Source organism: Caproicibacterium lactatifermentans, assembly GCF_013315815.1.
Lineage (GTDB): Bacteria > Bacillota > Clostridia > Oscillospirales > Acutalibacteraceae > Caproicibacterium > Caproicibacterium lactatifermentans.
The window spans coordinates 1,227,706-1,248,159 of record NZ_CP046051.1; the positions used below are offsets into that span (position 1 = coordinate 1,227,706).

The window sequence follows — 20,454 nt, forward strand, 5'->3', positions numbered from 1 at the left end:
CGGCCATGCCGAAAATCATCTTTAAGTGCCGGTATCTCAAGGACGGAACCCATGCCGCCAACCTCGTGGAATACATGGCGACGCGCGAGGGCGTGGAGAAGCTTCCGGCGAATATCCGCGCCCTGCCCTCCACGGCAAAACAGCAACGGCTCATCGGTGATCTGTTGGCTCAGTTTCCCGATACCGCGGACCTGTTCGAATATGAGGACTTCCAGAAGCGGTCTACCATTGAGAACGCCTCGGAATTCATCACGGCGGCGTTGGAACAAAATCTGGATCAGCTCGGGCACAAGGACGTGTACGTGCAATATATCGCCACCCGCCCTCATGTGGAGAAATCCGGCACGCACGGCCTGTTTTCAGATGCCGGGGCGCCACCAGTATTGTCCGAAGTGGCGGAGGAAGTCTCCCATCACACGGGAAACGTCTGGGCGCCGATTATCAGCCTGCGGCGGGAGGACGCCGCCCGGCTCGGGTATGACCATGCCGCGGCGTGGATGGCGCTTCTGCGCAAACAGCGCAACCTGTTCTCCGAGCAGATGAAGATCTCCCCGGAAAACCTGCGCTGGTACGCGGCTTTTCACGATGAGGGCCATCATCCACACTGCCACATGATCGTCTATTCCATCGATCCCCGTGAGGGTTACGTTACCAAACCCGCCATCAACAAAATGCGGAGTACGCTGGCGCATGAAATCTTCCAGCAGGACCTGATGCAGATCTATCCGGAGCAGACCGCACGCCGCAACGAGCTCGCCGAACAGAGCCGTGCCGCGCTTTCCGAAATCATCGGGCAGATGGAATCCGGTGTCTACGAAAACAAGGTTATTGAAGATCTGATCTCCCGGCTTGTCGAACGCCTGAAATACACCTCGGGCAGAAAACAGTACGGTTACCTCAAGGCCGAGCTCAAGACCATCGTCGATCAGATCGTGGATGAGCTGTCAAAGGACGCGCGGGTGGCGGAAGCCTACCAGGCATGGTACGAACTACAAAACGAGGTTCTGCACACTTACGCCGACAAGCTGCCCGGCCCGCTTCCGCTTTCCCAACAGAAGGAATTCAAGCACATCAAGAACATCGTGATCGAGGAAGCCCTGCGCATCAATGAACGGCAGATCACGTTTGAGGGCGACGAGGGCATTGAGGCTCAGGCGGATACGGCAGCTGATCAGGCCGATCGGGTGTATGAGCCGGAGGATGAGCCAGACGATGAATCCCCAGAAGACGGGAATTTTCCGGACAGCACATCAGAAGGCCCGGAACCCATTGAAAGTCCGCCCGCGACACCCCACCCATATATCGAATGGAGCGACCGCTACAAACAGGCCCGTGAATTTTTGTACGGGAAAGACGATATGGAGCCGGATTTAGCTCAGACGCTCCGGCTGTTTCAAGAAGAAGCCGATGCTGGAAACGCACTCGCCATGCATGATCTCGGACGCATGTACGCAGACGGACTGGGGATAGAAGCCGATGCGGGGATTTCTTTCACCTGGTACGAAAAGGCCCTCACAGCCTTTTATGAGATTGAAACGGGGAAAAGCCACCGCTATGTGGAATACCGCATCGGCAAGATGCATGCGGCTGGCAACGGCACCGATCAGGATTATGAAGAAGCGGCGGGCTGGTTTGAGAAATCTGCCTCGGAGAATTACAAGTACGCGCAGTATTCCCTCGCCGGCCTGTATTACCGTGGCCAGGGCTTGGAACAGAACTACAATACGGCGTTTGTTCTCTATGACAAAGCGGCGCGGCAGCACTTCCCATATGCGTCCTACGAACTGGCGAAGATGTACCGCGACGGTATCGGCACGGCAAAAAATCATGATGCGGCCGCCGCCTGCTTCCGGGAAGCCTTTCTCGGCTTTCAGCAACTGGAGGCTCAGAGCCGCGACGATAAGCTCCAGTACCGCCTCGGACAAATGCTTTATACGGGCACCGGAACGGAACAGAATATCGGCGCGGCGGTGCAATACCTCGAGAAATCGGCCAAGCTCGGGAATGCCTATGCCCAATGTCTGCTTGGAAAAATTTATCTGGCTGTTGAAAGTCCGTTGAATCCGGTTGAAAACTCCTATGCGAACCCCGAAAGTGGCATCTTCTGGCTCACCAAAGCTGCGGATGCCGGAAATGACTCCGCAGAGTATCTATTAGGAAAGCTCTACCGGGACGGCCTGTATGTGGAGCGGAACTCGGAAAAAGCCGTCGCACTGTTCACCGCGGCGGCCAAACAGAAGAACCCCTACGCCGCCTACGCCCTGGGAAAGTTGTACCTCGAAGGAACGGCTGTCGTAAAGGATACGGGTGCCGCAGCCAGATGGCTGACATTCTCGGCCGGCCTCGGCAATGCGTATGCGCAGTACGCGCTGGCAAAGCTGTATCTGGCCGACGAAGATGTGCCAAAGGATGTTCCGCGAGCGGTGGATTTACTCACAAAGGCGGCCCTGCAGAACAATTCCTTTGCCCAATACCGGATCGGCAAGCTGTACCTTCTGGGAGAGGAAGTTTCCAAAGATATGGATGCCGCCTTCCGGTGGCTCACAGACGCAGCGGAACAGAACAACCAATATGCCCAGTACATGCTCGGCAAGCTCTATCTGATGGGGCAGGATGTTCCCCGCGACCGCGAGGCCGCCGCCCGATGGCTGACGGCTTCCGCCGGGCAGGGCAATCCATACGCCCAAATTTTTCTCAATCATCTGGACTCGTTCCGTGATCCGTCCCCGATGCTGGCGGTTACCCGGCTCCTGCACCATCTGAGCCGGATCTTCCGGCAGCAGCAAGGCAGACTGTACGGAGGCCCCTCCATGGAGACGGACAGCAAGCTCCGCCGCCGGCTTCGACAGAAGAAGATGGCAATGGGCCATGCGCCCGACGAGCGGGCGCCCGAACAAACCTATTAAAAGGAGATGCACACCTGATGCAAAAGCATTATCCACAGGCAAAAGAGATCCCGCCCGCCAAAATCAATATGGTGCCGGAAAAGCCGTCCGTACATCAGCGGACGGCCTTTTTTCGCCGGTGCGGGAAACGCAAACGCTGAAAGGAAGGATCCTTCATGTCCTATATCCCGTTCACAGAGGAAGAAAAGCAAAGGGCCAACTCGGTTGACCTGGTGGATTTTTTGCAGAGGCAGGGCGAGCAGCTCGTCCGCTCCGGGCATGAGTGGCGTTGGAAACGGCACGACAGCGTGACGATCCGCGGCAGCGAGTGGTTTCGGCATTCCCGCAAGGAAGGAGGCCACGCGATTGACTTCGTCCAACGGTTTTACGACATGGATTTCCCCGGAGCGGTCACCTTTCTGCTTGGAGGCGAAGGCGGCCTGGAATGGAACCAGACCGCGAAAAGCGCGCCGCCGCCCAAAAAGAACTTCGCGCTTCCGGAGGCCAATCCGGACATGCGCCGGGTGTTTGCCTATCTTCTCAAACAGCGGTTCATCGACCCGAGCGTGCTGTCGTATTTCGCGCGCGAACACCTGATCTACGAGGACAAAGAATACCATAACGCCGTATTCGTTGGTCTGGATGAGGATGGTGCCGCCCGGCATGCGCACAAGCGCGGCACCTATACCAAGGGCGAGCCTTACAAGGGTAATGTCGAGGGAAGCGATCCGAAATACAGCTTTCACTACATTGGCGAGGACGACACCCTTTATGTGTTCGAAGCGCCGATCGATATGCTCTCTTTTATTTCCCTTCACCTGAAGGACTGGCAAAAACACAGCTATGTCACGCTGGACGGTGTGTCTGAGCACGCGATGCTGCAACAGCTGAAAAGCCATTCGAACCTGAAAAAGATTGTGCTGTGCCTTGATCACGACGAGGCCGGGATTGAGGCCACCGGCAGACTGAAGGACATCCTTGCGGAACACGATTATTACGCCCCCGCTTATATGGACATTCCTGTTTTGCAATCCCGGTACAAGGACTGGAACGAGGATATCAAGGCAAAACACGGCATTACCCCCATCCCTGCCGGGGAGCATCCGAAGCTCGTCCTGCTGCCGGAGATCTGCGAGAATCTGTTCTCCGCATGTGAAACCCTATCGGCCGTTCCGGATCCGAACGCTGTCATTCGGGAATATCACCGGAGGCTGACGCCGCTGGTCGATTCCGAAAAGCTCGCTGCCGCGAATCCGGAAATCGTGGGAGCCTGTCTGCAGAAGATGGCGGCGGGCGCGTTGCTGGCCGCTCAGCGGGAGCTTCGGCAAATGGAACGACCGGAAACGCTCGGGCAGCTGGTCGGAAACCTGCGGGACAGCTACAGGCCCCACCTGGACCGGGGCTGGATGCGAACCAAAGCGGAAGATATTCGCGAGGATGCGGTGAATATAGACCGGCAGTTATTCGCACCCGGCATCCGCACGCTGCAGGAGCGGCTGGCATTGGTTTCGGATTACAGGCGCCTCGCGCTTGACTGCGTGAAGGCGCAGCTTTTTGTCCGGCTGGAACTGTCCCAGCCGCTCCAGGCGCCGGAGGAAGCGGCGCCAAATTTTAGAATGAGCATGTAAGGGAGGTCTTTCTATGCAAATATCTCCGGTTGTCACACTGCTGATCGCCGGATTTCTGATGTTCGCCGTCATCGGGCTTCTGTCCCTGCTGGCGCATTATTATACCCTCAACGGAATCAAATCCCGGACGGTGGGCGACGGCCAGCACGGTACGGCCCGTTGGGCGACCAAATCCGAAATCAAGCACACCTATTCGGAAGTCCCTTTTGAGCCGGAACTCTGGCGGCAGGGCAAAAACCTTCCCTCCGCACAGGGCCTGATTATTGGCTGGCATAAAGCGCCGCTGTTTGACCGGACGGCTCCCCACGGCTACGCGCTGATTGATGACGACGATATCCACTGCCTCATGATCGGTGCGGCCGGCGTCGGGAAAACCGCAAATTTTTTATATCCCAACCTCGAATACGCATGTGCGGCCGGCATGAGCTTTCTTACGACCGATACCAAGGGAGATCTGTATCGCAATTATGGGGGGATCGCAAAAGAGTGTTACGGTTACGACGTGGCCGTAATTGATCTGCGCAACCCGACCCGGAGCGACGGGTTCAACCTGAATCATCTGGTCAACCGGTACATGGACGCCTATCTGCGGGACTATGCAAATCTGGCATATAAGGCAAAGGCCGAAAAGTATGCTAAGATTACGGCGAAGACCATCATCGGGTCGGGAGGTTTCGATATCGCTACGGCCGGCCAGAACGCCTTCTTTTACGACGCGGCGGAAGGTCTGCTGACCTCGGTCATCCTTCTGCTCGCGGAATTCTGCCCTCCGGAGAAGCGTCATATCGTCTCCGTCTTCAAACTGATTCAGGACCTGCTCGCACCGAGCGGCGTGAAGGGCAGGACTCTGTTCCAGTTGCTGATGGCGCATCTTCCGGACGACCACAAGACAAAATGGTTCGCGGGCGCGGCGCTCAACAGCGCGGATATGGCGATGCAGAGCGTCCTTTCCACGGCGCTTTCCAGGCTCAACGCATTCCTGGATTCCGAACTGGAGCAGGTTCTGTGTTTTGACACTGCGATCGACGCGGAGAAGTTCTGTAATACCAAGTCCGCGATATTTTTGGTGATGCCTGAAGAGGATTCCACCAAATACTTCATTATCAGCCTGATTGTCCAGCAGCTCTACCGGGAAATTCTTGCCGTAGCTGATGAGCACGGCGGCAAGCTGCCCAACCGTGTCATGATGTACCTTGATGAGATAGGGACCATTCCAAAAATAGAGTCAGCCGAGATGATGTTCTCATCCAGTCGCTCCCGGCGGGTGTCTATAACAGCCATCATCCAGAGCCTTGCTCAGTTGGAGAAAAATTACGGAAAAGAAGGCGCCGCCATCATCGTGGATAACTGCCAGGACACGATTTTCGGAGGTTTCGCGCCCAACAGCGAGTCGGCGGAAACCCTGTCCAAATCGCTGGGAACCCGAACGGTGATGAGCGGGACCGTTAATCGAGGCAAAAGCGACGGCTCGCAGAACCTCGAAATGATCGAGCGTCCGCTCCTTTCGCCGGACGAACTCAAATCCATGCCCAAGGGCAGATTCGTTGTGACGAAAACCGGCGCTTATCCAATGCGCACCCGGCTCAAGCTGTTTAAGGATTGGGGTATCACCTTCGGCAAACCTTATGAGGTTGAGGAAAAGTCGGCCCGGAAGGTGGAGTACGCCGACCGGTTCGAGCTGGAGGAAGAACTCATCCGCAGGAATGCGGCTTATACGGTTGACCCGGACATAGCTGAAGGTGAACCCAGTGCACACGGTGGGATCGAGCATGCGCCTGCGCAGGAGATACGCAATTTTCCGCGAAGAAAAGATCCCGTTCGCATTGAATAGGAGTGATATATCATGGGGTATTTTACATCCCTTTACGCTTCTGAGCTTCCTCACCGCGCGGTTGCCGTGTATATGTACCTGCGCGACCGAGCCGATAAGGACGGCAAATGCTACCCGGCGATCGGTACCATCGCACGGGAACTGAAGCTGTCCAAAAGCACGGTCAAGCGGGCAATTTCCGACCTTGAAAAAAGCGGCCATCTCTGCAAAGAGCCGAGGTGGCGCGAAAACGGCGGAAAATCCTCCAACCTGTATCACATCAAATAACGCTGAAAAAGGCATCACTTCCGCCAGGGAGAAAGTCTGTCTACAGGTGAACCGTGGAACGGTTCATGTTGAACCATGAAAGCGAACCTCCTACTCTAAGCAGATCTAAATCAGAGAAAAGACAAGCGGAAAGGTTTTTTTTCTTTCTTCCTTTCTTTCACCGGTATGGGAGTAACCTCCGCTGTATCCGGGTCAATCAGAATAATTTCCTTGTTCTTTTCTCTGGCATATGTAATGAGATGAGCGGCAGATTCCACAAAAACGAGCATCTGTTCTTTGTAAACCGCCAGAACGGAGCCGGAGCGGTTCACCAGTATTCATTGCAGCGGGGATAACAACTGTTTTTAAGTAAGTGTCAAAACGCCGTCACCTTGACAGAATCAATTGGTGTCGCGCTAAGTTTTCATTGCCCCTGAATGTCCGGCAAATCCGGTGGAAGATATTTGCTTTTGAGCGCGCGCAGAACATCGCTGATGGTGGAAACCGATGCCATATTCTGTATTTCCACCCCCGCTTCCCGAAGCGGGTTGTTACGACGGCTCCCGTGGTTGGTGCCTCTTTTGGGGGATCCAGTTCAGCAAATACCACTCGCGGGTCGGCGATGATTTCTCCATCCGGTTGGCTGCAGGCCAGCAGTGCTTCGAGCCGTACTCTCCGGGAAAAGGTACACAAGCCGCGCAATAAAGTCATCAGATCCGCGCCGGGAAAACGAGTCAATCTGCTGGTGTACATTCGGGCCAAACTCCGCGCCGGAAAAGGCATCTGCTACGAACGGTGGGCCAGGATTTTCAACCTCAAACATGGCATCCAACAGATCCGGAATATTTTTTATTTTTCTATTGACAATAATCTATGTCAATGATAATATAACGATTAAGCAATCGTTTAATCGTTATATTAAGGGGGCTCATCCATGTCGACGAAGGTATTTATGCTTAATGGGTTGGACTGCGCCAACTGTGCCGCAAAAATAGAAACAGAAATTAAAAATATTGAAGGGATTAAGTTCGCTTCAGTAGATTTTGTTTCTAAGAGACTTACTTGGGAAGCTGAGTCGAATACCAATGTTCCTATGTTAGTGGAGAAGATAGAAAGCATCGTAAAAAAAATAGAACCGGATGTGAAAATTGCTTTAGTGGAGAACACTTCTAAGCCTAAAATAGAAGAAAAAGATGACGACGATGACGACGATGAAGAAGATCATAAGAAAGAGATAGTCGAACTGGTGATTGGAGGAACTTTATTTGTTGTTGGATTGATTTTTAAGTTCCAGAACTGGCTTGAACTTACCATATTCTTAATAAGCTATATCATTGTTGGCAGAAAAGTTGTTTTAAGCGCAATAAAGGGGATCGTACGAGGTCAGGTATTCAGTGAGCACTTCCTTATGAGTGTTGCTACAATCGGTGCCTTCTTTGTTGGAGAGTATCCGGAAGGTGTCGCCGTTATGTTGTTCTATCTGGTTGGGGAATTATTCGAGGATATGGCCGTGGATAATTCCAGAAAGTCAATCAGTGAATTAATGGATATAAGACCTGATTATGCAAATTTACGGGTTGGCGAAGAACTCAAAAAAGTATCTCCTGATGAAGTAAATATCGGTAATAAGATTGTAGTAAAACCGGGAGAAAAAATTCCTCTTGACGGCAAGGTCATAGAAGACACTTCAATGGTTGATACAGCGGCATTGACCGGTGAATCCGTTCCACGTGAGTTAAAACCCGGAAGTGATGCTTTGAGCGGGTTTGTAAATAAAAATGGCGTTTTGACTATTGAAGTTACAAAAGAATTCGGAGAATCTACAGTTTCAAAAATCTTGGATTTAGTACAGAATGCCAGCAACAAAAAAGCGCCAACTGAAAAATTTATAACAAAATTTGCGCGTTACTATACTCCGGTTGTTGTATTTGGAGCATTGGCATTAGCAATTATTCCGCCTTTGGTTATTCCAGGAGCATCCTTCTCTGACTGGATTTACCGAGGGTTAGTATTCTTGGTGGTTTCCTGCCCCTGCGCGTTAGTGCTTTCAATACCATTGGGATTCCTTGGGGGAATTGGAGGAGCTTCAAAAAAGGGAATATTAGTAAAAGGCGGCAACTACCTTGAAGCGTTGAACAATGTTGAAGTAGTTGTTTTTGATAAGACCGGGACTTTAACCAAAGGTGTATTCAAGGTTACAAAAGCGATTTCTGAAAACGGTTATACAGAGGATGAACTGATCAAATATGCGGCATATGCTGAAAGCTATTCAAATCATCCGATTGCACTTTCAATTATAGCTGCTTATCATGCTGAAATTGATAAAGATAAAATTGAGAATTATCAGGAAATAGCGGGAAATGGCATTAAGGTCAATGTCAATGGAAAGGAAATACTTGCTGGAAATACTAAATTAATGATCAGTGAAAACATCCAATACACTGATGTGGATACGTTAGGCACAGTAGTACATGTGGCCATAGACAAAAAGTATGCGGGCAGTATCATAATTTCAGATGAGGTGAAAGAAGACTCTGCAAAAACAATTAAAGAGTTGAAAGCGCTTGGCGTTAGAAAAACAGTTATGCTTACTGGCGACTTGAAGAAGGTGGCAGACAATATCGGCAAGGAATTAGGTTTAGACAAGGTTTATTCTGAACTGTTACCCGCCGATAAAGTTGAAAAAGTTGAATCCCTGGAAGCCCAAAAATCTCACAAGGGAAAGATTGTATTTGTTGGTGATGGAATTAACGATGCGCCGGTACTTGCAAGAGCCGACATCGGTATCGCTATGGGAGGCTTGGGCTCGGACGCTGCGATTGAGGCCGCAGATGTAGTGATTATGACTGATGAACCTCACAAAGTAGCATCAGCGATAAAAATTGCGAAAAGAACGAGAAACATTGTATCTCAGAATATCGTGTTTGCATTAGGAGTTAAAGCCATATTCCTCGTATTAGGAGCATTGGGGTTAGCTTCCATGTGGGCGGCCGTGTTTGCAGATATGGGGGTTGCTCTGATTGCAGTTGTTAACGCAATGAGAGCTCTGAATACGAAAAAAATATGAATCTTTTTATGGTTATATCTTATATTGTTTATATGAAAGGGTGGCTATAATGTCTGAAAACCAGGAAAACATGACAGATCAAGAAAATGCAATGTGTGATATCACTATTGTTCATCAGGATATATTAGATAAAGTGAAAAAAGAAATAACTGACGATGATACTTTGTATAATATGGCTGGTATATTTAAAGTACTCAGCGATCCTACACGCCTAAAAATTATAAATGCGCTTATGCTTTCTGAAATGTGCGTGTGTGATATTTCAGCTTTGCTGAATATGTCGAAACCTGCTATTTCGCATCATCTAAAATCGTTACGGCAAACCCACTTAATTAAATACAGGCGTGACGGGAAAATCGCTTATTATTCACTGAATGATGCACACATTAAAATGATGTTTGATCTATGCATAACGCATATCAAAAAATAATGATACAGGTAAGTTTAGCTGAAATGAGGCGGGGGTGCGCCGGCTGATCTACACCACCAACGTTATTGAAGGCTTCAACCGGCAGCTCTGAAAGGTGACGAAGGCGAAATCGGTCTTTCCGACGGATGACAGCCTGCTCAAGATGCTATATCTGGCCATGATGGACATCACGAAAAAATTGACCGGCAGGCGGCAGGACTGGAGCGTGATCCACGCCCAACTGGCCGTATATTTTGCCGGCCGGATGCTGTGCTTTCTTTTATGTCCATACACTTTCCGCTCAGTTGTCGGGGCGGTATAAGGACGGTACTTATCATGGACTTGGCGCCGGATTTCGGGGAGGCACAACGACGGTGACGGTCGAAGTTTCGGGCGGGAAAGTTACTGCAATCCAAGTGGATTCCAGCATTGAAGCGAACTGAGCCAATCGCGCGGCAATAACATGGAACAACGCTCGAAACCCATATCGTTTTGAAAAGCACTTTTCCGGCAGACCATTCATATAATGGGTTAAAATCAACGGGAGAGGATTGGAAGATATGCCTGATGAAGAATTAAGAGACTATGGCCCCATACCAATCGTAGTGAATATTGAAGCGGTTACGGAGCAAAACGATACCTTCCGTACCGCTTTATGGACAGGGAATCATCTGCAGCTTACGCTGATGAGCATTCGTGTGAACTAAGGCAGGAACAGCCTACTGTACGCTATTCCTGCCTGTCCAATTTTGAAGCGAAAAGGGAGGGCCTCTCAGCGGCTGAAGGCAGATTTATATGAAAGGCGGAGGATTATCATGAGCTATACGCATCCGAACGGACAGCCGCAGGGCGCGGCACAGAAGTTTACGGATAAACTCAGGGAAATCCTGATCAGTGAAATCATCGCGATTAACGGTTACCAAACCCACATTGCCAACTCGGACATTCCTGAAATAAACGATGCCTGGCACAGTATTATGCTCGACGAAAAGCAGCATTACGGCTGGGTGCTGAAGCTGCTCCGCAAATATGATTCGGAGCAGTATAAACAGTTTTTAGCTCATAAGGGCGACAACCCCGGGCCCCAAACACCGGTGTCGCTCTCCCATTCCCAGTCCGGCGGTGCGGCCATTCTGAACGATATCCGGGACGATATCAAGGGAGAACTCGAGGCCGTGATTCTGTATGAAGCGCAGCTTCCAAAATATCCATATCGGGATATCCGCACCACCTTGCAGGCCGTGATTGACGACGAAAAAGGCCACGCGGAGCATCTTACCAGACTGTTGCTGAAATATGACGTCGATCCGTATGATGAATTGGTCTGATTCCGGGCATTTCAGGGAACCGGCAAACTTGAACGGCCGTGAAATCCATCGGAGATGTCACGGCCGTTCTGATTTTCCTGTTACTTCTTTCTCAGATGTTTTACAAGTTTTACGATTTCGACCCAAAGTACCGACGCCGCCGACATTACGATTACGGCGATCGCTTCCGGTCCGGTCAGCGGAGCCAGCTTCACAAAGGCTGAAAGCGGAGTGTATAAGAGCAGGACAAGCATGAAAATGGTTCCCGCAAAGGCCGCCCACATCACCTTGTCTTTGATCAGACGGTGGAATGACTGGAATGCAAAATTCGTTTGGGAACTGTTGACCAGAACCAAAAGTATATTGCTTAGAAAAATAATGGAAAGGCCCATCGCACGGGCAACCGGAGCGTTTACGGCCGGATCCGCCATAAGAACCGTATAATAGGTTCCAAAAGAAGAGGCAAAAACCGTCAGCCCCTGCAGAATGCTTCTGAAGAGACCTTTCGCTCTCATCAGTTTTTCTTTCGGATCACGGGGATCGCGTTCCATCACATTCTGTTCCGCGGGCTGTCGTTCAAAAATGATGGAGCAGGTCGGGTCGATAATCAGTTCCAAAAGGACGACATGGACGGGCAGTAACATAAGGTTCGCCGGATTTACTTTCAGAAGAGGGGCCAGCAGACAGGAAAACGCGATTGGAATGTGAATCGTGAACACATATCCGACCGCTTTTTTGATGTTGTCGTAAATCCGCCTGCCGTCCCTGATGGTATCCACAATCGTCGAAAAATTATCGTCAAGCAGGATGAGATCGGCGGCTTCGCGGGACACCTCCGAACCGCGCTTTCCCATCGCGATGCCGATATCGGCATATTTGAGCGCGGGGGCGTCGTTGACCCCGTCGCCCGTCATTGCCACGATCTCGCCGTTTGCCTTGAAAGCCTTCACGATGCGCATCTTATGCTCCGGGACGACGCGGGAAAAAATGCTGACGGAACGGACACGTTTCTGAAGTTTCTCATCCGTCATCCGGTCGATCTCGTCGCCAGTGACGGATTCCCCGCATGGCATGCCAATCTGCTTCGCAATCGCGCCTGCCGTGATGCCGTTGTCGCCGGTAATCATCACAACGCGGACGCCTGCCTTCCTGCAGCGGAGGATATCCGCTTTTACGGATTCCCTCGGAGGATCCGCAAGGCCAACCAATCCGCAGAACTGAAGGCGGCACTGAGCCAAAGAAGCGGGAACTTCGCCCGCTGTTCCAACTTCCATTCTGCCAACCGCGATCACGCGGAGCCCGCGTGCCGCCATACCGGCGGCTTTTTCCTGCGCTTTGTCCCGTTCGTCCGAATTGAGATTACATGAAGCGAGGATCTTTTCCGGCGAGCCTTTCGCGGCGATCAGGATTTCATTGCCGCGCCGCCAGACATGGCCCATCATTTTTGCCTCATGAGTGAAGGAATATTCCCGAATCAGCCTGCCGCCGAACAGGAAATCCCTGGACAGGCCCCTGCCTTCACAATACGAAATCATGGCCTTTTCCATAGGGTCATATGCGTCCGGTTCACAGGCCATCCCCATAACCGCGCAGAGGTCCCGCTCTTTGCCTTCGTTCGCCCACGTTTCGCATACGGTCATCCGGTTCGTCGTAATGGTGCCGGTCTTATCCACGCAAAGAACCGACACGGCGCCGAGCGTTTCCACAGAAGCCAGCCTGCGCATAAGCGAATGCCTTTTTGCAAGCCGCCATGCGCCCATGGAAAGGAAGACTGTTAAAATAACCGGGAACTCTTCCGGGATCATGGCCATGGCGAGCGTGACGCCGGAAAGGATGCTTTCAATCAGTCTGTCGGTAAATTGGTGGTCCGGGATATTCAGCCAGGTGAAACAGCCTACCAATACGAACAGGACCGCCGCGATGGCCGCGCAGAGCTTCACGAGCCCGCGGGTCTGCCTCTGAAGCGGCGACGGGGCTTCCGGCGCGCCGGCGACATTCACGCCGATTTTTCCGAACTCGGTGGCTTTTCCGATTCGCTTCACGCGGACCAGCGCGCTCCCCTGCGTCACAAGCGTCCCCGCGTAGCAGAAATCGCGCCGCCAGTGCCCGCCGTCTGTATCGGCGGTCCCGAGCGCGACCTTCCAAACGCCTTCCGCTTCGCCCGTCATGGACGACTCGTCGACGCACAGATCATTCGCCTGAAGGATCTCCCCGTCCGCCGGGATCTTGTCGCCTTCGGCAATCAGCATGATATCTCCCGGGACAAGATTGGCGCTGTCGATTCGCCGCTCCGCTCCGTCCCGCAGCACCGTAATGCGCGGCGCCGCGAGATCTTTTAAGGCGTTCAGGGTCTTGTCGGTTTTCCAGCCCTGAACCACATCGATGCTGATCATGCCCAACACAAAAATCAGCATAACCGCTCCGTCGCGCGGCTCACCCAGCAGAAAATAGATGACCGCCGTCACGATAAGCAGCAGAAACATGGGTTCCGACAAGGCTTTTAAAATCTCCCGAAAAAGATTCTTCTTCTTTTTAGGAATCAATTCGTTTCTGCCGAACTGTTTTTGACGCTCCTCGGCTTCTGCCGTCGTCAGGCCGGTTGGATTTGCGGTGTTCTTTTGTTCTGTCATAAAAGTTACCTCCATCATGCATTTCAGCATTTATGCGACAGCTCTATGGCATTGCAAAGACCCAGCTGCAGTCCCAAAAGGGTATAAAAATACCCGTGGGACAACATACTGTCCCACAGGTTCCGATTCCCTGTTGCCGTAAGGCCCAGCCCCATAAACCCATTTCGGGTTTATCGCCTGCTCAGTTTGTACTGTAGATCAAATGCAGCGCAAAGAGATGAAAGACATTCTATCATATTCGTTTACAAGCGTCAAGTGATTAAAAACAAAAATATAAGATTCACACCATGAATTTTTCGGCGGCGCCTGAGGGAAAATCTATTGTTTGTTTTTCCTCTTTTTAGAAAGCCAAATGATAAAACCGACTACGGCAACGGCCAGCACGGTGAGTGCAATGTAGGTATAGAGATTCATCGATTGGCTGACGCGTTCCCACCCGGCTCCGGCAAAAGCGCCCAGAGTCACCAGAACCACATTCCAAATTGCGGAGCCGAGGGTGGTGTACAAAAGGAACCTGCCTCTGCGCATCCGCGCCATCCCCGCGGGGATGGAGATGAGGCTTCGGACTAATGGAATAAACCGGCAAAAAAAGACGGTGGAGGCACCGCGCCGATTAAACCAGTTATCCGCCCGTTCCACATCCCCTTTTTTCAGCCCGAGGACATGTCCCCATTTCCCGATGAACCTGTCCATTTTCTCGGCCGGAAGCAGCTGTCCGACACCGTAAAGGACGATTGCCCCGGCCACCGACCCGATGGTGGCGGACAAGGCTACGATCCAGATGTTCATGCTGGTGTAAGTGGTCATGAAGCCGCCGAAAGTCAGGATCAGCTCGGAAGGAATGGGAGGAAACAGGTTCTCGATTGCAATCAGCAGTGCTATCCCCACGTATCCATACTGATTCATGATATTGATGACCCATTCCTGCATTTTTGACTCCCTTTTCAAAAATCCGGGTTTTTACTCTTTGTTTGTCTGCCGTTTCAAAGAGAATCGGCCGGCGGGAATACGGCGGCGCCGGCGCCGGCGCAGTCGCGGCAGGACAGCTATTTGCGCAGCTCGGGCGGGTGTATTATCAATCTTTCTTTTGAGGAATCGCTTTGAATTTCTGATTTGCTTCCAGTTTGCATTCCTCGCGCAGGCTCCAGAAAATTTTGAACTCCAGCTTTTCGATCTCCCGCTGCTGCTTGTAGCTGACGCGCAGAGTGGCTTCCCGCGGGATCGTGACGTCCCTGCCGAGCTCCGGCAGCAGCGCCTGGATCCGGTTTCCGTTTTTTCGCAGAAAGTCCAGCCTGCTTCCGATGCCGTCGAGCAGGTCGGGGGACCTGCCGGGCGTGTCCTCGGAAACCATGTACCGCTCGTTTTGGTTGATATAGTTCGTCGAATCCCCGGCGGCGAGCCAGCGGACCAGCGCTTCCCGGCTGAAGCGCCATTCGCGGCCGATTTTCCGGGCGGGGATGTGCTCCTCCCGGAGCAGCTTGATCAGCGTCTTCTCGCTGATCCCCAAAAATTCCGATGCCTGACTCAGATTTAAGATGTCGTTGTCCATGTTGTTCCTCCTCCTGAACCGTCTGCGGAAATATTATAATACTTCCAATTTAAAATGGCAAGCAGAACGGAAATTAAATTCATTATAAAAGAATTTAACAGTACTATGACGGCCTTTTCGATTATTTCCAACGCCTTTCCGGCATCTTCGGCGGACAAGTCGGCTTTGCTCTTTCAATTTTCCGCTATTGTAATTGATATTGGCACTAAGTACGCTTATCATATGATTATATTCCGTTCTGTGTTGACTTTATTCAATGTTTGCGCTATCATAAGATAAATTTGTAATTCTTTGTTTTCACGGCGGCATGACGGCGGATCGCGCCGGCGCGGCCGGCTTTTTGACAGAGCATCATAAAGACGGGGAGGCGTTCGTTTGTTGAAAAAAAGGACAGCCGCGGTTTCCAACATTTTTCTGATCGGGCTGGTCAGCTTTTTTATGGATATGAGTACGGAAATGATCTACCCGATCATTCCTCTTTACCTGACGGCGGTTCTCGGGGCGACGCCGGCCATTGTCGGCGTGATCGAAGGCGTTGCGGAAAGCGTCGCTTCCCTTCTGAAAGTGGCGAGCGGCTACATCGGAGATCGGTATCAAAATAAAAAACGGTTGGCTTTCCTCGGGTATTCCGCTTCCGTGCTCTATAAGTTCGTCCTTCTGATAGCCGGCTCGTGGGGCGGCGTGCTGGCGGCGCGGGTGATCGACCGCACCGGCAAGGGGATCCGGACCGCACCGCGCGACGCCCTGGTGGCGCAGTCGAGCGAAAAAGGAAAACTGGGCGGTTCCTACGGTCTACATAAGATGCTCGATATGGCGGGGTCCTCCCTCGGGGCCCTTTTCGCTTTCCTGTTTATCGCCTTCGGAATGAAATATCGCGCGGCGTTTCTCTGGTCCGTCATTCCGGGCGTTGTCGCCGTGACGATCATCCCGCTGATCCGGGAAGAAAAGGGAGCCGCCCCAAACCGGCGGAGGCTGGCCTTGCGGGGCCTGAAGCTGGACGCGAGGCTGAAATGGTATTTTGCCGTCCTCTTCCTTTTCTGCCTCGGCAACTCGTCCAACGTCTTTTTGCTGCTCAAGGCGCAGTCGCGCGGGTTTTCCACCTCCGAGGTGATGCTGCTCTATCTGATTTTCAGCGTTTCCGCGTCAATCCTGGCGATCCCGGCCGGCCGGCTGTCGGACCGGTTCGGCAGAAGCAGAATCCTGATTCCCGGCTATCTGATCTACGGCCTGGTCTATCTGGGGTTCGCCCTGCTGACGTCGAAGGTTTCCCTGCTGATTCTGTTTGTCGCCTACGGCGCTTACACCGCCTTTATCAGCGGAGCGGAACGGGCGTTGATCGCGGAAGCGTCGCCGGCGGACTATCAGGGGACCGTGCTCGGCATCTACGGCATGCTGCAAGGCTTCGGCCTCCTGCTCTCCTCCATGATTGGCGGCGTTCTGGGCATCGTCTCCGCGCTGCTGATCGCCGTCATCCTCCGCTCCGGGAAAGGGCGGAAAGCGGCGGACCGTCCGGATTGAAGCCGGAACAGGAGGAAATCTTCAGAAAAAGCGGCCGCCGCGGCCGCGGAAAATCTTGATCTTGAGGTGAAAGCATTGGAACAGCTCACATTCCGGGATGTTTCCTACCGGCAGGGCGGAAAAGAGATTCTCAAAGGCGTTTCGGCACAGTTTTCAGCCGGCGACTTTGTCTCCATCGTCGGCCCTTCCGGAAGCGGGAAGAGTACCTTTTTACGGCTGTGCTGCCATCTGATCAGCCCGACGGAAGGAAAAATCTTCTTCCATGGAAAGGATATGCTTCAGGAAGACCCGATCGGACTGCGGAAAAAAATCAGCTATTGCTTTCAGGAACCGATCCTCTGGGGGAATACGGTGGAAGACAACGTCGCGTTCCCCTACCGCGTCAGGGACCGGAAGATCGACCGGGAAAAGATCGTTTCGCTGTTCGCCCGCTTCCATCTGGACGAAAGCTACCTCTCGCATGAGGTCAAAGGGCTGTCGGGAGGGGAAAAACAGCGGATCTCCCTGATCCGCACCCTGCTTTTCGAGCCGGAAATATTACTGCTGGACGAAGTGACCTCCGCGCTCGACGCCGAGAACACGGAGCTGATCGAAAAAGAAATCCTGCGGCTGAACCGGAAGGGCGTCACGGTCCTGTGGGTCACCCACAACGCCGCCCAGAGCCGGAAATACGCCGACCGGCTGCTGACTCTGGAAAACGGCCGAATTCAATCCCTGGAGGAAATCAAATGAACGGTGCGAATATCAGCGACGCCTCTCTTCTGATGGCGTCTTCGTTAGTTCTCGTTTCCCTGCTGTTTTCCTATTTTCAGAAACTCAGGCTGGAAAAAGAGACCCTCATCAGCGTGATCCGGGCGGTCATCCAGCTCTTTGCGGTGGGATATGTCCTTCAATTTATCTTTGGACTCCGCAACCCGGCCGTCACGACGCTGATTGTGCTCTTCATGACCTTCAACGCGGCCTTGAACGCGGCCAAGCGGGGAAAAGGGATCAAAAACGGAATTCTGATTTCTTTCCTTTCCATTTTGGTCGGCGCAGGCGCCACGCTTTCCGTTCTGGTGCTCTCCGGCGCGGTGCGGTACGAGGCGAACCAGATCATTCCGATCAGCGGCATGATCATCAGCAACGCCATGGTCGCCATCGGCCTGTGCTACCGGCAGCTCACAGGCGATTTCAAAAGCCGGAGGAACGAGGTGGAAATCAAGCTTTCACTGGGCGCGGATCTTCTTCCGGCTTCGATGGATATCCTCCGGGACTCGATCCGCACGGGGATGGTTCCCACCATCGACTCCACGAAGACGCTGGGCATCGTCTCCCTTCCCGGCATGATGACGGGGCTGATCCTTGCCGGCATATCCCCGCTCATGGCAATCCGGTACCAGATCATGGTAACCTTCATGCTGCTGTCTACGACGGCGATTTCCTCATTTATGGCCTGCTTTCTCTCTTACCGGACCTTCTTCAATGAGAGAAAGCAACTGCTGTAGCGCTTTTAAAATAAACGGCCCCTCGCGGACTGCTCCAGCGTGTGGGGCAGAATCGCCGCAAAAGGGCCGCTTTTTGCCGGGTATGGGGCAAAAAGCAATTTTTCGCCTTTGCCCCGGACATAGGAAAAGGGGCTATTTTGCAACAGCCCCTTCTGTTTGGTTGCGGAGGCAGAATTTAAACCAACGGCCTTTGGGTTTTACCGCTGACACAGAAAGCCTTGGACTGGGAACTGAAACATTGAATTTTCTGGTTCACTTTGGCCAATTGCTTTTTCATGGAGGCGATGCGACCTTCCACATCCCTTTTATGTGCCATTAGAATTTCGCAGCGCTGAGGCAGAGTCTGCTCCGCCCTGCGGCTCAGATCGACGAATTCCCTGATCTTTTTGATTGGCATTCCGGTGTTTTTCAGGCAAAAAACCAGACCAAGCCACTCCAGGTCTTCTTCCGAAAAACGCCGGACGCCGCCGCAGATAGTCTTTTGCCGGCAGAGGTAGCAAGCTGGCTCCCACTCCCTACCCCCAACGTAGGCAAATATTTTTATTTAACTATTGCAATATACAACTGTTGTATGATAGAATATGCACGAGGTGATGAAATGATTGACCAAGGGAGCGCAATCCTGAGAGAGCTGATCCGGGTGCTTGTAAGGAACTTAGGCATCCTGGAAAAAGGCGATGCCTCTTGCTGCGGCGTTACGATCACGCAATGTCACGCCATTGTCGAAATTGGCCGGAAAGAAAAAATATCACTGGTGGACCTTGCCGACTTATTGGGCGTGGACAAAAGTACCATGAGCCGGACTGTCAATAACCTTGTGGAAGCGGATTTAGCGGTGCGGGAACTGGATGCTGAAAACAGGAGATATGTTACAATTCAGTTGACAGAAAAGGGCAAAGATGTATTCCGGAATATTGAAAAAAGCATGGAGAGCTACTACAAAGGGATATTCGGTTCCATTCCAGAGGATAAAAGAAGTCAGGTGCTGGAAAGCTTGAAGCTCCTGGCGGACGCGGCGCAACGCAACAAATGCTGTTAATCGGAAATGATTTTATTGCTAATTTTAAGGAGGCTATCTTTATGTCGAAGAACATTCGGGAAGAAATCAAGGAGCATTACGGCGATATTGCAAAAAAAGTGTCTGAAACCGCAAAAAGTTCCTGTTGCGGTGGCGGGTCTTGCTGCGGTGATATATCGAATGATCTGTATTCCGTAGAATATGTTGCCGGATTGCCGGAAGAAGCGATCCGGGCCTCGTTGGGCTGCGCGAATCCGGTTGCCCTTGCAAACCTGCAAAAGGGTGAAACGGTGCTGGATTTGGGCAGCGGCGGCGGGATAGACGTGCTGATTTCCGCAAAATTTGTGGGCGAAACAGGCAAAGCCTATGGATTGGATATGACCGACGAAATGCTGGAACTGGCGAATCGCAATAAGGAGAAGATCGGCGCGAAAAATGTTGAATTTATTAAAGGATACATTGAGAATATTCCACTGCCAGACGAATCTGTTGACGTTGTTACATCGAACTGTGTAATCAACCTGACTGAGAACAAGGAAGTCGCTCTGAGAGAGGCTTATCGGGTCTTGAAAAAGGGCGGAAGACTTGCGATTGCTGATATTGTTGAACTGAAAGCCGTTCCGGATGAGATTCGCAAAAGCGTCCAAATGTGGGTCGGCTGCATTTCCGGGGCATTGAGCGTCGCAGAATATGAACGAATTCTGAAAAAAGTCGGCTTTACAAACGTAGAAATTACGCCTGTCAATATCTATACAAAAGAAATCATCCGAAGTATTGCGGAAGAAAAGGAACTTGGTGAGATTTGCTCCCACCTAAACGAAGATGCCTTGGACGGTGCTTTTGCGGGCGCACATGTAAAGGCATATAAATAGAGAAAGG

17 protein-coding genes, 2 pseudogenes and 1 riboswitch are annotated in these 20,454 nt (G+C 52.1%); of the genes and pseudogenes, 15 read left to right on the plus strand and 4 right to left on the minus strand.

The window, feature by feature from the left end; genetic code table 11:
- The first annotated feature begins 5 nt into the window (after window positions 1-5).
- The 10 genes and pseudogenes from mobP3 (at window position 6) to GJQ69_RS06045 (ending at window position 11,394) form a co-directional block, all read left to right on the plus strand.
- On the plus strand, window positions 6-2,906 hold the full coding sequence (mobP3, locus tag GJQ69_RS06005; protein WP_086035602.1) for a MobP3 family relaxase: 2,901 nt from the start codon (window positions 6-8) through the stop codon (window positions 2,904-2,906).
- Window positions 2,907-2,923: 17 nt separating this feature from the next.
- Window positions 2,924-3,046 (plus strand): hypothetical protein, encoded by a 123-nt coding sequence (locus GJQ69_RS09845; RefSeq protein WP_274379835.1) that lies wholly within the window; start codon window positions 2,924-2,926, stop codon window positions 3,044-3,046.
- Window positions 3,047-3,061: 15 nt separating this feature from the next.
- Complete coding sequence (locus tag GJQ69_RS06010) at window positions 3,062-4,513, plus strand: DUF3991 and toprim domain-containing protein (protein ID WP_086035601.1); 1,452 nt, start codon at window positions 3,062-3,064, stop codon at window positions 4,511-4,513.
- Window positions 4,514-4,526: 13 nt separating this feature from the next.
- The gene (locus tag GJQ69_RS06015) at window positions 4,527-6,344 is read left to right on the plus strand and encodes a VirD4-like conjugal transfer protein, CD1115 family (protein WP_086035600.1); all 1,818 of its coding nucleotides are present in this window, start codon (window positions 4,527-4,529) and stop codon (window positions 6,342-6,344) included.
- A gap of 12 nt (window positions 6,345-6,356) precedes the next feature.
- A complete protein-coding gene (locus tag GJQ69_RS06020; protein WP_066648644.1) occupies window positions 6,357-6,611 on the plus strand; it encodes a helix-turn-helix domain-containing protein in 255 nt (84 codons plus the stop codon).
- 913 nt (window positions 6,612-7,524) lie between these two features.
- The gene (locus tag GJQ69_RS06025; RefSeq protein WP_174193261.1) at window positions 7,525-9,657 is read left to right on the plus strand and encodes a heavy metal translocating P-type ATPase; all 2,133 of its coding nucleotides are present in this window, start codon (window positions 7,525-7,527) and stop codon (window positions 9,655-9,657) included.
- A gap of 49 nt (window positions 9,658-9,706) precedes the next feature.
- On the plus strand, window positions 9,707-10,087 hold the full coding sequence (locus tag GJQ69_RS06030; RefSeq protein ID WP_066648661.1) for an ArsR/SmtB family transcription factor: 381 nt from the start codon (window positions 9,707-9,709) through the stop codon (window positions 10,085-10,087).
- Window positions 10,088-10,121: 34 nt separating this feature from the next.
- Window positions 10,122-10,388 (plus strand): annotated as a pseudogene (locus GJQ69_RS06035) (transposase); the annotation flags it as partial.
- Between the two features lie 250 nt (window positions 10,389-10,638).
- Window positions 10,639-10,767: pseudogene (locus GJQ69_RS06040) on the plus strand (cupin domain-containing protein); the annotation flags it as partial.
- 114 nt (window positions 10,768-10,881) lie between these two features.
- Window positions 10,882-11,394, plus strand: coding sequence for a ferritin-like domain-containing protein (locus GJQ69_RS06045; RefSeq protein WP_174193263.1), 513 nt, complete (start codon window positions 10,882-10,884; stop codon window positions 11,392-11,394).
- Window positions 11,395-11,474: 80 nt separating this feature from the next.
- Here GJQ69_RS06045 and GJQ69_RS06050 read toward each other — a convergent pair whose 3' ends face one another.
- From GJQ69_RS06050 to GJQ69_RS06060, 3 genes are all read right to left on the minus strand, one after another.
- Window positions 11,475-14,003 (minus strand): cation-translocating P-type ATPase, encoded by a 2,529-nt coding sequence (locus GJQ69_RS06050; RefSeq protein WP_174193265.1) that lies wholly within the window; start codon window positions 14,001-14,003, stop codon window positions 11,475-11,477.
- 106 nt (window positions 14,004-14,109) lie between these two features.
- Window positions 14,110-14,198, minus strand: a riboswitch (NiCo riboswitch).
- A 123-nt stretch (window positions 14,199-14,321) separates the two neighbouring features.
- Window positions 14,322-14,933, minus strand: a complete 612-nt coding sequence (locus tag GJQ69_RS06055) for a DedA family protein (protein WP_086035596.1) — start codon at window positions 14,931-14,933, stop codon at window positions 14,322-14,324.
- Between the two features lie 145 nt (window positions 14,934-15,078).
- Entirely contained in the window at window positions 15,079-15,552 is a 474-nt protein-coding gene (locus GJQ69_RS06060) for a helix-turn-helix domain-containing protein (protein WP_086035595.1), read from the minus strand.
- A 375-nt stretch (window positions 15,553-15,927) separates the two neighbouring features.
- Here GJQ69_RS06060 and GJQ69_RS06065 point away from each other — a divergent pair, with 375 nt between their 5' ends.
- From GJQ69_RS06065 to GJQ69_RS06075, 3 genes are all read left to right on the plus strand, one after another.
- Complete coding sequence (locus GJQ69_RS06065; RefSeq protein WP_236849655.1) at window positions 15,928-17,070, plus strand: MFS transporter; 1,143 nt, start codon at window positions 15,928-15,930, stop codon at window positions 17,068-17,070.
- Window positions 17,071-17,136: 66 nt separating this feature from the next.
- Entirely contained in the window at window positions 17,137-17,802 is a 666-nt protein-coding gene (locus tag GJQ69_RS06070; protein WP_338031341.1) for an ABC transporter ATP-binding protein, read from the plus strand.
- Window positions 17,799-18,557, plus strand: coding sequence for an ABC transporter permease (locus tag GJQ69_RS06075; RefSeq protein ID WP_086035592.1), 759 nt, complete (start codon window positions 17,799-17,801; stop codon window positions 18,555-18,557). Before GJQ69_RS06070 ends, GJQ69_RS06075 begins: the two co-directional genes overlap by 4 nt.
- A 175-nt stretch (window positions 18,558-18,732) precedes the next feature.
- On the opposite strand, the gene GJQ69_RS06080 is transcribed toward GJQ69_RS06075, so the two are convergent.
- Entirely contained in the window at window positions 18,733-19,101 is a 369-nt protein-coding gene (locus tag GJQ69_RS06080) for a MerR family transcriptional regulator (protein WP_157659006.1), read from the minus strand.
- A 54-nt stretch (window positions 19,102-19,155) separates the two neighbouring features.
- Between GJQ69_RS06080 and GJQ69_RS06085 the strand changes: the two genes are divergently transcribed.
- Both GJQ69_RS06085 and arsM read left to right on the plus strand, forming a co-directional pair.
- Window positions 19,156-19,596 carry a MarR family winged helix-turn-helix transcriptional regulator gene (locus GJQ69_RS06085; protein ID WP_066648712.1) on the plus strand — a complete coding sequence of 147 codons (441 nt, stop codon included), beginning with the start codon at window positions 19,156-19,158 and terminating at the stop codon, window positions 19,594-19,596.
- A 41-nt stretch (window positions 19,597-19,637) separates the two neighbouring features.
- Window positions 19,638-20,447: an arsenite methyltransferase gene (gene arsM, locus GJQ69_RS06090; protein ID WP_086035590.1), complete on the plus strand. Its 810-nt coding sequence runs from the start codon at window positions 19,638-19,640 to the stop codon at window positions 20,445-20,447.
- Window positions 20,448-20,454: the final 7 nt, after the last annotated feature.

What these genes read in the sequence shown, in the direction of transcription:
- mobP3 (WP_086035602.1), top strand. Translation starts at nt 6, where the DNA reads ATGCCGAAAATCATCTTTAAGTGCCGGTATCTCAAGGACGGAACCCAT.
- GJQ69_RS09845 (WP_274379835.1), top strand. Translation starts at nt 2,924, where the DNA reads ATGCAAAAGCATTATCCACAGGCAAAAGAGATCCCGCCCGCCAAAATC.
- GJQ69_RS06010 (WP_086035601.1), top strand. Translation starts at nt 3,062, where the DNA reads ATGTCCTATATCCCGTTCACAGAGGAAGAAAAGCAAAGGGCCAACTCG.
- GJQ69_RS06015 (WP_086035600.1), top strand. Translation starts at nt 4,527, where the DNA reads ATGCAAATATCTCCGGTTGTCACACTGCTGATCGCCGGATTTCTGATG.
- GJQ69_RS06020 (WP_066648644.1), top strand. Translation starts at nt 6,357, where the DNA reads ATGGGGTATTTTACATCCCTTTACGCTTCTGAGCTTCCTCACCGCGCG.
- GJQ69_RS06025 (WP_174193261.1), top strand. Translation starts at nt 7,525, where the DNA reads ATGTCGACGAAGGTATTTATGCTTAATGGGTTGGACTGCGCCAACTGT.
- GJQ69_RS06030 (WP_066648661.1), top strand. Translation starts at nt 9,707, where the DNA reads ATGTCTGAAAACCAGGAAAACATGACAGATCAAGAAAATGCAATGTGT.
- GJQ69_RS06045 (WP_174193263.1), top strand. Translation starts at nt 10,882, where the DNA reads ATGAGCTATACGCATCCGAACGGACAGCCGCAGGGCGCGGCACAGAAG.
- GJQ69_RS06050 (WP_174193265.1), bottom strand. Translation starts at nt 14,003, where the DNA reads ATGACAGAACAAAAGAACACCGCAAATCCAACCGGCCTGACGACGGCA.
- GJQ69_RS06055 (WP_086035596.1), bottom strand. Translation starts at nt 14,933, where the DNA reads ATGCAGGAATGGGTCATCAATATCATGAATCAGTATGGATACGTGGGG.
- GJQ69_RS06060 (WP_086035595.1), bottom strand. Translation starts at nt 15,552, where the DNA reads ATGGACAACGACATCTTAAATCTGAGTCAGGCATCGGAATTTTTGGGG.
- GJQ69_RS06075 (WP_086035592.1), top strand. Translation starts at nt 17,799, where the DNA reads ATGAACGGTGCGAATATCAGCGACGCCTCTCTTCTGATGGCGTCTTCG.
- GJQ69_RS06085 (WP_066648712.1), top strand. Translation starts at nt 19,156, where the DNA reads ATGATTGACCAAGGGAGCGCAATCCTGAGAGAGCTGATCCGGGTGCTT.
- arsM (WP_086035590.1), top strand. Translation starts at nt 19,638, where the DNA reads ATGTCGAAGAACATTCGGGAAGAAATCAAGGAGCATTACGGCGATATT.